Raw genomic sequence first — 13,541 nt, 5'->3', positions numbered from 1 at the left:
ATCGGCGGGCCGGACCACCGCGGTTCGGCCGGACAAAAAGCATCGATATCGATAGCCAAGCCTTAGCGAGCGGGTGGATCACCGGCGTTATCGTCGATGAACCACCACGCCCCAGTTCGCGATCTCAGCGTTCCTTGAATGCGCGCCCGGCCTGATCCCGCAATGGCTTGACCAGATACGACAGCGCGGTTCGCGCCGGCGTCTTGATGAAGACATCGACCGGCATGCCCGGCACCACCTTGGCCGACCCGAGCCTTGCAAGCTCATCCGCCTTGAGCAGGACGCGCGCCGTGTAATAGCTCGCGCCGGTCCGCTGGTCCTGCGTCAGATCCGCCGACACCATACTGACCTCACCGTCGACTTCCGGCGTCGTCTTCTGATTGAACGCCGCAAATTGCATGGTCGCAGTCTGGCCGGCATACACCTGATCGATGTCGCGCGGTGCGAGCTTGACTTCGACCGCGAGGGCGTCCGCATCGGGCACGATGAGCATGATCTGCTCACCGGGCGCGATCACACCTCCTACGGTGTGAACCGAAAGCTGGTGAACGCGGCCGGACTGCGGCGCGCGAATATCGATGCGATTGAGCTGATCCACGGCCGCGGTCTTCCGCTCGGTGAGCTCAGAAAGTTTGGAGCGCGTTTCGATGAGATCCTTGCCAACCTCGGTTCGCAGGTCCTGATCGATCTGGATAATCTGAAGCTCGATTTCGGCGATCTTCCCCTTTGCCTGCGCCATCATGCCGCTCAACTGGCTACGCTCACCTTCCAGCCGCGCGCTGTCGCGCTCGAGCGCAGTCAGGCGTGTGATCGGCACCAGGTTCTTCTGGAAGAGCGTCCTGACGCCTTCGAGTTCCTGGCGGATATAGTCCACCTCCTTCTGCTTGGCCTCGGCCTGACCGGCATAACCTTTGATCTCGTCCTGAAGCTGGGCCTTGCGCTCCTTGAGCTGCGCCTTTTGGCCGCTCCGAGACTGTCGGCGCAAATCGAACAAGGAGCGCTCCGCCGAGATCGCGCGCCCCGCCTCCAGCTTGCTGTCTCTAGCCCGCTCAAGCAGCGTCGGCGGAAATTCGATCTGATCGGCACCGTCGCGCTCGGCCTCGAGGCGCGCTTGGCGAGCGAGCAATTCGTCGAAACTCTTGGTGACGATCGTTGCATTCGCAAGCGTCTGCGTCTCGTCGAGGCGGATCAGAATATCCCCGGCTTTCACGCGGTCACCGTCGCGAACGCGCAGTTCGCCGACAATGCCGCCGGTCGCGTGCTGGACCTTCTTGACGCTTGAATCCACCACGACGACGCCCTGGCCGATCACGGCGCCCGACAATTGCGACGTCGCAGCCCAGCCGCCGATGCCGAAGGTGACGAAGCCGACCATGAACATGCCGACGATGATGTAGCGCTGGATGGAGTGCAGCGCCGGCGTTACTACTTGGCGATCCATCGTCCGCCTCCCTGCCCGTCTGCCACCACCCGGAGCGGTGCTGCTGGTCGCAGCACCTTGTTGAGCACCTCCTCTTTCGGCCCAAACGACTGAAGCCTTCCTTCGCCGATCACCAGGACATGGTCGACCGCTTCGAGCGCCTTCGGCCGGTGCGCAACCACCGCCACAATGCCACCGCGGCGGCGAACGTTCAGGATCGCTTCCGTGAGCGCCTCTTCGCCTTCGGAATCGACGTTCGATGTCGGCTCATCAAGCACCACCAGGAAGGGATTGCCGTAGAGTGCCCGGGCGAGCCCGATGCGTTGCCGCTGACCGGCAGATAGGGCCATTCCGCCCTCGCCGACCTTGGTGGCATAGCCATCCGGCAGCGAGAGGATGAGATCATGCGCGCCGGCTGCCTGTGCGGCATCCAGCACCCCCTGGGATGTGGCCTGAAGGTCGAACCGCGCGATGTTGACGGCAATGCTGCCCTCAAACAGCTCGACGTCTTGCGGCAGATAGCCGATGTGCTTGCCGAGCGCGTCGGGCGACCATTGCTCCAGCGCCGCGTTGTCGAGCTTGATCTTGCCGCGCAGCCGCGGCCAGACGCCGACCAGGGCCCGAACCAGCGTCGACTTACCGGACCCACTGGGGCCGATAATTCCCACGCCCTGGCCTCCTTTCAACTGAAACGAGACATCGGAGAGGATCAGCTTCTCTGAATCCGGCGGCGCGACATAGAGCTGCTCCACGACGAGTGCCTCTTTGGGCGCAGGCAGGTCAAGCGGCGTAACCTCGTCGGGGAGGAGCTTCAGCAAGCGATCCAGCCGATGCGCCGACTGTCGGGCGCCAACGAATCCCTTCCAGTTCGCGATCGCCACCTCCACGGGCGCAAGCGCCCTCGCCGTCAGGATCGAGCCGGCGATGATGATGCCGGCTGTCGATTCCTGGTTGATGACGAGAACTGCACCGACCGCAAGAACAAGCGACTGCAGAAACGAGCGAAAGAACTTCGAGAGCCCGCCGAGCCCGCTTGCAACGTCGCTCGCCTGCTCATGCGCCGAGAGATACTTGCTGTTGACATCCTGCCAGCGGAGGGCCGCCTGCCGTCTCATCCCCATCGCCTGCAGGACCTCAGCATTTCGCCGCCCCTCGGCAGCAAGTGCGTTGCGCGCGACACCGAGGCGCGAGTACGCCCTTGCCGGACCGCGCGTTCGCGTCTCCGTCAGCACTGTGATTCCGATCAGCACCAGCGCGCCGATTAGAGCGGTCACGCCGATCCAGAAATGGAACAGGAAGCAGATGCCGAGATAGATCGGCATCCAGGGCAAATCAAAGAGCGCGGTCGGGCCGCCCCCGGACAAGAAGCTGCGGACCTGATCGAGATCGCGCAATGGCTGCATGCCGTCACCATCGCCGCGCGTCTTGAGCGGCAGGCGCACGACAGCATCGAACACGCGAAGCCCAAGCCTCTCATCAAAGTAACGCCCGATCCGGACACTGATCCGGCTTCTGACCAGGTCGAGACCGCTCTGGAACAGGTAAAGCACCATCGCCAGCACCAACAACGCAACCAGCGTCGGGATGCTGCGACCGGGCAGCACCCGGTCATAAACCTGAAGCATGAAGAACGAGCCGGTGAGCATCAGCAGATTGCTCAGGCCGCTGAAGGCGGCGAGGCTCCAGAATATCCGGCGGCACGAACTCAGGAATGCCGATATCTCGGATTGAGGCTCATCGTAGAAGTCGGCAGGACGAGGCGGGCGGGCAAACAGCCGCGCTCGCACGACCTCGACAGAACGCTCCCCTAACCTCGTGAGCTCTCGCGACGATGATCGCGCCCGCTCTGCCAGAAGTCCTAAGGCGGCGATAAATATCGCCCATCTCGATACTTCCATCTCCTCAATGTTCACCGACGGAGAAGCATCTCCCCGCCGTCCCAAATTAGTCATGGCACGTGTCCCCTAACATGCGCCGTGGAGATTAAATCTCCACGGCGCCCAATGTTCTACGACTTATTTCGTCCCTTCGCTTACGCGAAATGGAAGTCGTTGCTCTGCAGTGCACCAAGCTTGGTGTTCTTCAGCGTGAGCGAGTCAGCTCCGTTCGCGATGACCACGTCCTGCCCGACCTGCGAAGCGTGGTTGAGAACGCTGGCAAAGTCGCTGAACGCACTCTTGCTGAACTGGATCGTATCGTGCGAAGGCCCGGAAGCAGCGAAGTCCTTGATGACATCCTTACCGAAATTCGCAGCGAACACGAACGTGTCTGGATGACCCTTGCCGACGAACAAGTCGTTGCCCGATGTGCTCGTCAGCGTATTGCTGCCTGTCGAGCCAAGGATCGCGCTACCCGAACTGGCCGTTGTGTGACCGGCACTGTCGACCCCTACCGCTTTGAACGAGTGCACGGTGTTGGATACGGCAGACGTGCTAGTGAAGCTCCAGTTACCGTCGGCACCGGCAGTCGTCGTCCCGATATACGCCTTGCCGTCGTACATCTTGACTTGGCTGTATGCATCAGCGGTCCCTTTCATCGTAACCACATTGCTCGAGTCCGTGGTGAGCGAACTGAAATTCACCGCTGAAGCTGGAGTGGTTGGGGTCGTCGGGGTCGTTGGCGTTATCGGGGTCGTGCCCGGAACACCGATGGTGTGATCGCCGTTGAGATCCTGATGGAAAATAGTCTCATACGATTGGACCGTTGTGCTGTTGGCAGCAAGAGCAACGCCGCCGGTCGGGTACGACGTGAAGTTGCCCTGACTATCCGTAGCCCAGAAGGTGAACTGTCCGCTTGAGTTTTTCCACGCAACATCGTAGCCGCCGCCATCTACCTGGACTGAGCTGATTGGAATCCAGTCCTGGAACTGACCGGTTGTCACGGCGGCGCCGCCATGTTTCAGCTCGGGACCGTTGCTACCGAGGAAGTAATTGTTGCCGACCTGGACAACGCCAGTCGAGCCAGACGGTGTCGACGGTGACGTTCCGCCCGGAACACCGATGGTGTGATCGCCGTTGAGATCCTGATGGAAAATAGTCTCATACGATTGGACCGTTGTGCTGTTGGCAGCAAGAGCCACGCCGTGGGTCGGGTAGGACATGAAGTTGCCCTGACTATCCGTAGCCCAGAAGGTGAACTGTCCGCTTGAGTTTTTCCACGCAACATCGTAGCCGCCGCCATCTACCTGGACTGAGCTGATTGGAATCCAGTCCTGGAACTGGCCGGTTGTCACCGCGGCGCCGCCATGTTTCAGCTCCGGACCGTTGCTGCCGAGGAAGTAATTGTTGCCGACCTGGACAACGCCAGTCAATCCAGACGGTGTGGTCGATCCACCAGCGATCACCGAATGGAAGGGCTGCGACGCGGCGCTGACATTGCCCGCGACGTCCGTTGCCTTCGCGATGAGGTCGTGAGTGCCGTCCGACAGAGCGCTGGTGGTGACGCTCCAGCTCCCGTTCGTCGCCGCTGTGGCGGTACCAACGACATTCGACCCGTCATAGATCTTGACAGTGCTGCCAGCCTCGGCCGTTCCAGACAACTGCACGTGGTTGGTATCGACAACAGAGTTCGCCTTCAACGCCGGCGCGGTCGGCGCCGTGGTGTCGATGGTGACAGCAAGCGCTGCCGATGTCACGCTGCCGGCTTTTGCCGCCGGATCGGTGCTGCTGGTCGTAGCCGTGAAGCTATGAGCACCGTCCTTCAGCGCCGCGGTCGTCAGGCTCCAGTTGCCACTGGCGTCGGCCTTGACCGTCCCGACCTGCGTGTTGCCGTCGAACACCTTGACCGAGGCGTTGGCCAGGGCAGTGCCTTTGAGCGTCAGAGTGTTGTCGTTGGTGATGTTGTCGCCGGCCGTCCCACTATCGTTTGAGAAGGAAACGATCTTTGGCGTCGCGGAAGGCTGCGTCGGCGGCGTCGTCGTCGGGCCACCGATCACCGGATCGAGCACCTGCGAGGCAGCACTGACATTGCCAGCAGCGTCAGTCGCCGTGGTCGTCAGCGTATGAGACCCGGCCGACATGGCGTTAGTGGTGATGCTCCAGGTACCATTCGCGGCCGTCGTACCGGAGCCAACCAGGTTCGTCCCTTCATAGACCTTGATCGTGCTGCCCGCCTCGGCGGTGCCGGACAACAGAACCTTGTTCGTTTCAACGACCGAATCGCTCTTCACCACCGGCGCAGTCGGAGCAATATTGTCGACCGTCACCGTCAGCGCGGCAGAAGCTGCGCTGGTCTGACCGGCCGCATTGGTGGCAGTTGCCTTCAGCACATGCTGGGCGTTGGTCAGCACCGACGTAATATACTCCCAGCTGCCGCTCGCATTCGCGGTGGCCGTACCGATCTGATTCGTGCCGTCGTAGATCTTGATCGTGCTGTTTGCCGCAGCAGTCCCCTTCAACTGAAGCGTGTTGTCACTGGTAATACCGTCGCCGACTTTTCCGGTGTCGTTCGAGTACGAAGCGATCACCGGCGCGTCGAGTGGCGAGCTGGGAGGCGTGCTCGGAGCTCCGCCGCCCTCCACCGGGAAAGGCGGCGGGATCAGATCGCCCGGAACGAGTTGACCATTCACGATCGATGCGTAGCGTACGTTGTCCCACTGCGTGATGTGTATCTTCGCACTGACCTCCTTGAAGAGGAACGGGTCATACTGAAACGGTCCTACAAAATACACGTTGCTGAGGGCTACGTAGTCATCGTGACCAGCGCCTGCATCCGCGTAGATTTTCAAGCCAACCGGACCACCTTCGAACACCACATTGTTGAATGTGAACGTCCCATAGTAGCCGTCTGCAACGAACATCCCAGAGTTCTGGCTACTGAGGCTGGCCACGACCGTCGAGTTTGTGATGGTCACATTGCCTTTGCCGCCGCCACCGACATAGGTCTGAATAGTATCGGCATGATCGGACCCTACTCCCGCGCTTTGAAGGTACGAATCATTGATAGTTACATCTCCGCTTCCCCCGATGCGCACCCCTTCCCTTGAATTAACACGGATGTTGTCGACGTTCGCCGAGCCGGTGAGCAGTACCGATGCTATGGACCCGGAATCTGTAGTACTGAAACCCGAGAGCGTCCCTCCATTTTGAACGACAGTCGCGCTCGAATTCGTAAGGCCACTAAACAACGGGTCATTCCAGCTCAGAGGGATAGTTGCCATCTAGTATTCTCCTGGTAGCTTAGTTCAGTTTGTCCCTGGCACGTGTCCAATTTCGCGGGCGAAACTGAAACGCGACATTTTTCTCCCGATCGCCACCTGCAGAGTAGAGGAAAGGTTTCAAGAAGCGGTTCCTGAACGTGGAAAGAATAGGACCGCTCCGTAAACTTCCGATCAACGTTACCCCAAGTGCGACCTCTGCCGATGCAGCGCCGAGGAGTTCGTCATGGTCGATTGGCAGAGGCTTTTTTAGGACGACATGACGGCCCACCCGAGGAATTTCTTAGCTAGCCTCAGTCAAAGTCTCACCGCGCTAATTTCAATGCCGCGGCAAGCCCTTTCATTCGCTCGAAGATTCGTTCAATGCGCTCGAAGAGCCACACTAGGAACAAATCGATATACTCGGCAAGAAATATCAAACGTTCGCCGTTCGCCCATCTGGATCAGCCCCGCCCCGTCACAAGTTGAACCGCTCGTCAAAGGTCGTCTCAACGTCATTTTGCCGAAGAACTTATTAAATAATCGGCAGTCAAATATATAATTTATACTATATAATCGGACGATTATTTCCTCTGCCAAAATGAACAGCAACGCCGGGCCGGCCAATTGCTCGGCCGGCATTGCGATCGTAAGCGTCGTTCCGCTCCCACCATCTCGCAGCACCTGGGATAGGCGAGTTTCACGATCTCTTTGAAGGGATCGGCTTGTGTCTATGCTTGACCATACGCTTAAGTCGGACGTGACGGCGCGCCGGCTGGAGGTGATCACGGAGACGGGACGCCGTCGTTGGTTCTCCAAGGACGACAACGCCCGGATTGTCGGGGAGACGCTGGTACCAGGCGCGGTCGTTTCCAAGATTGCCCGGCGACACGGGCTGACCCCACAACAAGTGTTCACTTGGCGCGCCTGCAAGCGCGCTACCCGCTCGGCACGCAGCATCGCCTTCAGCGTGGTCACATCGTCGGGGAGAGAATCATCGGCGCCCATCCCGATCAGAGAATCACAATAAGCTGTCTGTGTCTGAACTGCCGACGTGTGGTCGATTCAAATCCCAGCGATCAACCCGCCGCCTGCGGCCGCCAGGTGTGTTGCGGCATCCGCCAGTCGATGCCCTCGAGCAGGTAGCCGAGTTGGGCTGGGGTGATGGTCACAATGCCATCGGCCGACGACGGCCAGAGGAAGCGGCCGCGCTCCAGCCGCTTGGCGTAGAGCGACATGCCGAGCCCATCATGCCAAAGGATCTTGGTCAGCTTGCCGCTCTTTGTTTGCTGGGCGGCATCCTTCGGCTCGGGACGAAACGACCGTCGCCACCGGAGCAGCAATGAGCGCGAAACGCCATATCGCCGCGCCGTCGCCGCGACCTGGCACGGCGCCTGCAAGCTCTCCGGGACGATCTTGAGCTTCTCATCCTCGGACCAGCGCCGCCGTCGGCCTGTGTCCACTACTTCGAGCCGCTCGACTTGGGCACTGCGCCTATCACTGTCCATAAGGACAGTTCTCAACAACACGCCTCACTCGGCAAGGCGGCCTTCACCGGACGGATACCCCAAACCGCGACATCGACCAGCTACTGCCCTGGGCTACCGCGCTCAAGCCCTCAAAGCCGTGGCCTGAAAACGACGCTTACTTGCGACCTGAAATGGGATATGGCCTTCCCGCTTCAACAGGTCCTGCTCTCGCGAGCTGATTCGATATCAAGACGACACTGTAGCGGGCGACAGCGACCTGTTCGACCTTATTCGCCGAGAACGTGTCGACTACCCGGCCTATGCTCGCGCTCGCCGGACAGGCCGGTCGCGGCTTTCTCGTGACCGGGTGGCTTATCTGGATAGCCCCTGATCCAGTCCTTGCGCTCGGACCAAACTTTGCCCCAACCTCCAGCTCCCAATGATCGATTTGATGTGAGTCGGCCGAGCACTGCACGCAAGCCTACGCCTGCAACAAGCTCCAGAAGAACGAGTTGCTTGCGCCATCCATGGAAATGGTCGCGGATGAGCGTTGCCTTGCCCCTGAAAAGCAAAAGCAGCTTGTCGGCCCGGGTCGCAGAAGCCTTGCCAACGTCGTGGACGATACAGGCCTCTGGGCAGATGATCGGACGAAATCCCGCTTGCCGAGCGCGGAAGGCGAGGTCGGCGTCTTCGCCGTACATAAAGTAACGTTCGTCGAACCCGCCGAGCTTCAGCCAGTCATCGCGCGGAACCAAGAGAAGGCAGCCGGTAACAATGCCAACTTCCCGTACCGTATCGCGACGCCAATCACCCATAGACTCAGGGTCGAACCATGACGAGTGACGAAATATCGTGCTCAGACCGAAAGCAAAGCAGGTCATACTCCAAACGGTAGGCAGCGCCCAGCAAGATGACAGCTCAAGTGTGCCATCGCGCTGGACCGCCCGTCCACCGTAGAGCCCGTGGCCCGGCCGTAGGCGCGCAAATTGTACCAGGCGCTGGATTGCGTGATCAAGCACGACCGTATCGGGATTTAAGAGGAGTAGGAATTCCGCATTCGCCCGTGTCGCGGCCAGGTTCACGCCTCGTGCGAAACCGAGATTTTGCTTCGCCTCGATCAGTTCGACTTCGGGGAAGCGGGACCGGATCATATCGACTGAACGGTCAACTGAGCCATTGTCGACCACGATCACCTGCTGCCTGAGGCTGCCGCGCTGTTCATACAAAGAGCGCAGGCATTCGTCGAGCAAATGCTCCGTATTGTACGAAACGATGAGAACGGCAACATCGGCGGGCGGCGTAATCAAGTGGGAGATCCAGCGCGCTTCGGACGAGGTCTTATCGGTCGGGCGGGTACACCACCGCAGATCATGTTTGCTGGCAGGTCGCGCGTAACTACCGATCCAGCGCCAACGATACAGCCCTCACCTATCGTAACCCCCGCGGTAACAACCGCGTTGGCTCCAATCCAGGCCCCGGCGCGAATGACAATATCGCGCTCGTTCTTTGGCTGAAAAGCCGGGGGCGTACCTTCTACCAAACCATAATCAGACGCTGTGACAACTGCTCCAGGGCCGATCATGACATCGTCGCCGAGTGTTATCCGACCAATCTCGTTGCCGGCCCAAAGACAAACGCGCTCACCGACATGGCAGCGGTTTCCTAGCGTGATCCTCTCCCCGTTCGCTATCGACACATTCGGCGCGAACACTTGATCGCTACCCATGGTGATCTTACGCTTCTCCCGGACGTGCTTATAACCGTAGAAGTGGAGGATGCGTAAGGAATGTAGCCATATCATGGGGTCGACCAGGGACCTGATGCCGTTGGCAATTTTGCCGAGCATACTGGGCATTGGCTTCCGCCCTCCCGTCGGTGGCGTGAGCGGAAGAGCAATACGGCTGGTCTCATCGCGCTCCCAACCATGATCTCCGCGCTGCTCTTTCCGGGTCGCAGCAAATGAGGCCAACTTCGTTATCATGATATACACCGCCAAATCCCAAACGTTTGTGCGCCGTCGACGCAACATCTCCAAAAGCGAAACGCGGCGCGCTCGGCCGGGTAGCTGGCCGAATAACTTATCGAGCTCGCGCTGGCCAACTATGGTGCGGATACGCCGTCTGATAAGTCCTTCGACTGTGCGCGGAGGTCGTACGAGGAACTGGTGCGAGCTTGCTATGACACGTTCGTCAGTTTCGAATAGGTCGTGCACGTACTGATCGTCATTCGTTATCGCTGGAAACTTACCAAGACGCGCGTGCCCGGCGTCAGAAAGCACGTATATACCGGAACCAACGAGGTTGTCCGTGAACCAAGGCGTTTGAACCCATACGCGATAGAAGGATCGAACGATGGCCGGGCATCCTTCGAAGTCGATCATTGCTCGCGGTGCTCCAACCAAAGCACCTGTGCGATCCATTTCTTCCGCCACGGATCGGATGGCCGCTGCGCCAATTGATATATCGGCATCCAAGTATGCGCGCGGAAACACCGTCGCCGCTTCATCGCCTGCATTGAGGGCAGCGTGCTTGGAGGCCTCGGCAATTTGAACGACCCCGACCCGATCGCCGTAGCTTCGCGCAATTTCGACTGTGCGATCAGTGCAGCCGTTGGCAGCGACGAGGATCTCCAGTTCGCCAGGCTTGGAGTCCGCCAGCAACGTGTCGAGGCACCGGGCCAGCACCTTCTCCTCGTTATGTGCGGGAATGATGACGCTAAGGGCAGGCGCTAATTTGGGCAACTCGTCAGCATGACTCAGCATGTTTTGCGAAGTAAGCAAAGCCCGGTCCTCTGCATTAAATATGGATGCTCAAACTAACGACGGTTGTTTTTCTCTTTGTCGCAAGAGCATCGTTGCACACTCCGCAGGAATAAACCTGATTTCAACAATTCCACTTGCTCGGGCCAACCAGCTTCCCATCCCTTGATTTGGTTCGCCCCACTCCACCAAGCGTCAAGCTTCCCCCGGCCAGCCAATCAAACAGTAGTTCCAAACAATAGAATCTTATACTTGACCATATTAAATGTACTTAAGCGGTCGGAGCAAGGACTCTTCGCGCACCACGTTTTTCGCAACGCATCCATCCGCTACCAAAACGGACCATCGAAGCCCGGCGGGTCGGTGGTCGCGAGTCGGATTCTTCACTGCAACGTTCAATCCGATCGACAACGCGTCCCTTGAGCCGCCGTGTCCGCGCGGTCCATGCCTCCCCGTCACCTGCTCAAGTTCAATGCTTCCGCGCCATCAGCGTCCGCTCCCACGACAGCGCATGGCGAACAATGGTCTCGAGATCATCATAGGCAGGCGTCCATGATAGTATTCGCCGAATCGCATGCACGTCCGCGACGATGGCGACCGGATCGCCCGCTCTTCGGGGTTGCATCTTAGTCGCGAAATCGACGCCAGAGGTGCGCTTCACGGCATCAACAACCTCCCGAACGGAATAGCCGTGGCCGTACCCGCAATTCATCAGCGTGCTCTCCCCGCCGCCCCGCAGGTAACCCAATGCTGCGATATGGGCGCCAACGAGATCGCTTACGTGAATGTAGTCGCGAATGCAGGTGCCGTCCGGGGTTGGATAGTCCGTACCAAAGATCTCCATGCTATCCCGGGCGCCGAGCGCGGTTTGCACGGCGACTTTGATCAGGTGGGTCGCCGCACGCGTGGACTGTCCGGTACGAAATTTCGGATCGGCGCCAGCAACGTTGAAATAGCGTAACGCAACATATTTCAGACCGCTTGCGGACGCTGTGTCCTGCAGCATTCTCTCCGTCATGAGCTTCGAAGCGCCATAGGGCGACAGCGGTTGGGGGATCGCGTCTTCTCTCACCAGCGGCGTTTTCGGATTACCATAGACCGCAGCCGTGGAAGAGAACACGAAATATTTCACGCAGGCCTGAACCGCGGCTTTCAACAACGCCAAAGAGCCGGCCGCGTTATTGCTGTAATAGCTCAACGGGTCGGCGACTGAATCCGGCACGACCGAAGAGGCTGCGAGATGCACGATTGCCTGCACCCGATGCTCGGACAGGAGTTTTGCGACCAACGCACCATCGCCAATGTCTCCCACCACGAGCTGTGCGGTTGCGGGAAGCGAATCACTGAACCCAGTCGAGAGGTTGTCGAGAACAACCACGGATTCCTGGCGGTCGACGAGTTCGTGCACAATGTGACTACCAATGTAGCCTGCGCCACCCGTCACCAATATGGTCATACTGCGCACCGTGTTTGACAATTGAACATGCAAAAGCCCATGGACTGTTTCGGCGGCGCGACCAGGATCAGCCCGCTACACCGCGCCTCTCGATGAGAGACACGAAGTCGACGAGTTCGTGTGGCGCTCCCTGAGTTCCTCGTGATCATCGACGCACGAATTCCGGCCGCGTAACTCCCAACGGCATGGCACGTAGACCAGCCTAGCCCCGGAATGCGGACGAGCGCGCCGACCGCCTTCAAGACTGGCCGGAAACTCCTTGTCAGCATGCGCCCGGTCCAACGAGCATTTGGGGTCGCGTCGTACTCATTCGCACCAGCCCAGAACAACGGATTGCCGAAAGAATTCGTATGCAAATCGACCTGCTTTTTTAGCTTGACAAGCGCGATTGTACTGCGCCTCACGCCGGTTTGGCGACTACCGAGCCGGGCACCAGTGTGCCGTCGACAATCGTTGCCTTACGCACATTATCCCAAACTTGGACGATATTCTTACGACCACCGTAATCTCCAATAAAATATAGCCCGTACTTAAACGGAGGCACAAAGAATACGTTCTTCAACTTGATTATATTGTCGCCGCCAACGTCGGGATGAACGCGAAGACCAAAGTTGACGCCGCCTCCGATAAAGACGACGTTTTCTAGATCGATCGTTCCGGTCCAGTTGTCCGCTATGAACAGACCCACATTTGCCGCCACATTGTGCGTGACGATCGCAGTATTGGACACCCTAAGCGTTCCCCGGCTTCCCGGCGAATAGGCTTGGATGACGTCGGCATGATCCGCCCCACTGCCAAGTGCCTCCAGGTAGCAATTGTCGATCACAAATGAACCGCTGCCTCCAATACGGACGCACTCTCGCGAATTCACTCGGCAGGTTTGTATGGTCCCACCACCGGGCATAAGAATTGATGCGATGCCGCCGTTCTGGGTGATGCTCTTGTTGCTAAGCGTTTCGCCGGCCGCAATAGTTACTGCGTTTGAGACAACGTTACCGCTGAACCGCGCGTCGTCGTAGCTGAGCGGAATAGTTCCGGCAGGGGACGAATTTGAACCGTCGTAAGATGCTTGTTGCGACCATACGGCTTGTGACCATACGGCAACCGGCAACGTGGACACCGCAGCAATGGCTCCAATGAATTCACGTCGTCGCATGCGCGCCGCCTCCAAGGATCGCGCCAAAAGCGGACTTGGGTTGCCAAGTCCTGTATCGGCGCTTGAGTGATACGATTGGCCGAACGCAACCGAGCGCGTTTCGGGACTGTGCCACGAGATGCGGGTCAATAATTAGAGCTGACTCCAC

At 59.1% G+C, this 13,541-nt stretch carries 9 protein-coding genes; 1 reads left to right on the top strand and 8 read right to left on the bottom strand.

Going from position 1 to position 13,541, the window contains the following annotated elements; all coding sequences use genetic code 11:
- Positions 1–124: 124 nt before the first annotated feature.
- From AC5ZG5_RS11425 to AC5ZG5_RS11415, 3 genes are all read right to left on the bottom strand, one after another.
- The gene (locus AC5ZG5_RS11425) at positions 125–1,441 is read right to left on the bottom strand and encodes an HlyD family type I secretion periplasmic adaptor subunit (protein ID WP_028166712.1); all 1,317 of its coding nucleotides are present in this window, start codon (positions 1,439–1,441) and stop codon (positions 125–127) included.
- Positions 1,426–3,195, bottom strand: coding sequence for a type I secretion system permease/ATPase (locus tag AC5ZG5_RS11420; protein ID WP_456642020.1), 1,770 nt, complete (start codon positions 3,193–3,195; stop codon positions 1,426–1,428). Before AC5ZG5_RS11420 ends, AC5ZG5_RS11425 begins: the two co-directional genes overlap by 16 nt.
- A gap of 257 nt (positions 3,196–3,452) precedes the next feature.
- Entirely contained in the window at positions 3,453–6,578 is a 3,126-nt protein-coding gene (locus tag AC5ZG5_RS11415; protein ID WP_456641908.1) for an Ig-like domain-containing protein, read from the bottom strand.
- Positions 6,579–7,287: 709 nt separating this feature from the next.
- On the opposite strand from AC5ZG5_RS11415, the gene AC5ZG5_RS11410 reads away from it, so the two are divergent.
- Entirely contained in the window at positions 7,288–7,584 is a 297-nt protein-coding gene (locus tag AC5ZG5_RS11410; RefSeq protein ID WP_456641907.1) for a transposase, read from the top strand.
- Positions 7,585–7,633: 49 nt separating this feature from the next.
- On the opposite strand, the gene tnpB is transcribed toward AC5ZG5_RS11410, so the two are convergent.
- From tnpB to AC5ZG5_RS11385, 5 genes are all read right to left on the bottom strand, one after another.
- Positions 7,634–8,062, bottom strand: coding sequence for an IS66 family insertion sequence element accessory protein TnpB (tnpB, locus tag AC5ZG5_RS11405; RefSeq protein WP_456641906.1), 429 nt, complete (start codon positions 8,060–8,062; stop codon positions 7,634–7,636).
- 248 nt (positions 8,063–8,310) lie between these two features.
- A complete protein-coding gene (locus AC5ZG5_RS11400; protein ID WP_456641905.1) occupies positions 8,311–9,330 on the bottom strand; it encodes a glycosyltransferase family 2 protein in 1,020 nt (339 codons plus the stop codon).
- Positions 9,327–10,802 (bottom strand): glycosyltransferase, encoded by a 1,476-nt coding sequence (locus AC5ZG5_RS11395; RefSeq protein WP_456641904.1) that lies wholly within the window; start codon positions 10,800–10,802, stop codon positions 9,327–9,329. The genes AC5ZG5_RS11400 and AC5ZG5_RS11395 overlap by 4 nt, the downstream gene beginning before the upstream one ends.
- A gap of 448 nt (positions 10,803–11,250) precedes the next feature.
- Positions 11,251–12,237 (bottom strand): UDP-glucose 4-epimerase GalE, encoded by a 987-nt coding sequence (gene galE / locus AC5ZG5_RS11390; protein ID WP_456641903.1) that lies wholly within the window; start codon positions 12,235–12,237, stop codon positions 11,251–11,253.
- A 400-nt stretch (positions 12,238–12,637) separates the two neighbouring features.
- The gene (locus AC5ZG5_RS11385; protein ID WP_456641902.1) at positions 12,638–13,393 is read right to left on the bottom strand and encodes a hypothetical protein; all 756 of its coding nucleotides are present in this window, start codon (positions 13,391–13,393) and stop codon (positions 12,638–12,640) included.
- Positions 13,394–13,541 lie beyond the last annotated feature (148 nt).

It is taken from the genome of Bradyrhizobium sp. Ses1 (assembly GCF_059512365.1).
Note: the sequence above shows the minus strand (reverse complement) of the source record. Positions and strands in the feature narration are given on the sequence as shown.

Excerpts from the sequence above, each read along its gene's own strand:
- AC5ZG5_RS11410 (WP_456641907.1), top strand. The coding sequence starts at position 7,288 with ATGCTTGACCATACGCTTAAGTCGGACGTGACGGCGCGCCGGCTGGAG.
- galE (WP_456641903.1), bottom strand. The coding sequence starts at position 12,237 with ATGACCATATTGGTGACGGGTGGCGCAGGCTACATTGGTAGTCACATT.
- AC5ZG5_RS11385 (WP_456641902.1), bottom strand. The coding sequence starts at position 13,393 with ATGCGACGACGTGAATTCATTGGAGCCATTGCTGCGGTGTCCACGTTG.
- tnpB (WP_456641906.1), bottom strand. The coding sequence starts at position 8,062 with ATGGACAGTGATAGGCGCAGTGCCCAAGTCGAGCGGCTCGAAGTAGTG.
- AC5ZG5_RS11425 (WP_028166712.1), bottom strand. The coding sequence starts at position 1,441 with ATGGATCGCCAAGTAGTAACGCCGGCGCTGCACTCCATCCAGCGCTAC.
- AC5ZG5_RS11415 (WP_456641908.1), bottom strand. The coding sequence starts at position 6,578 with ATGGCAACTATCCCTCTGAGCTGGAATGACCCGTTGTTTAGTGGCCTT.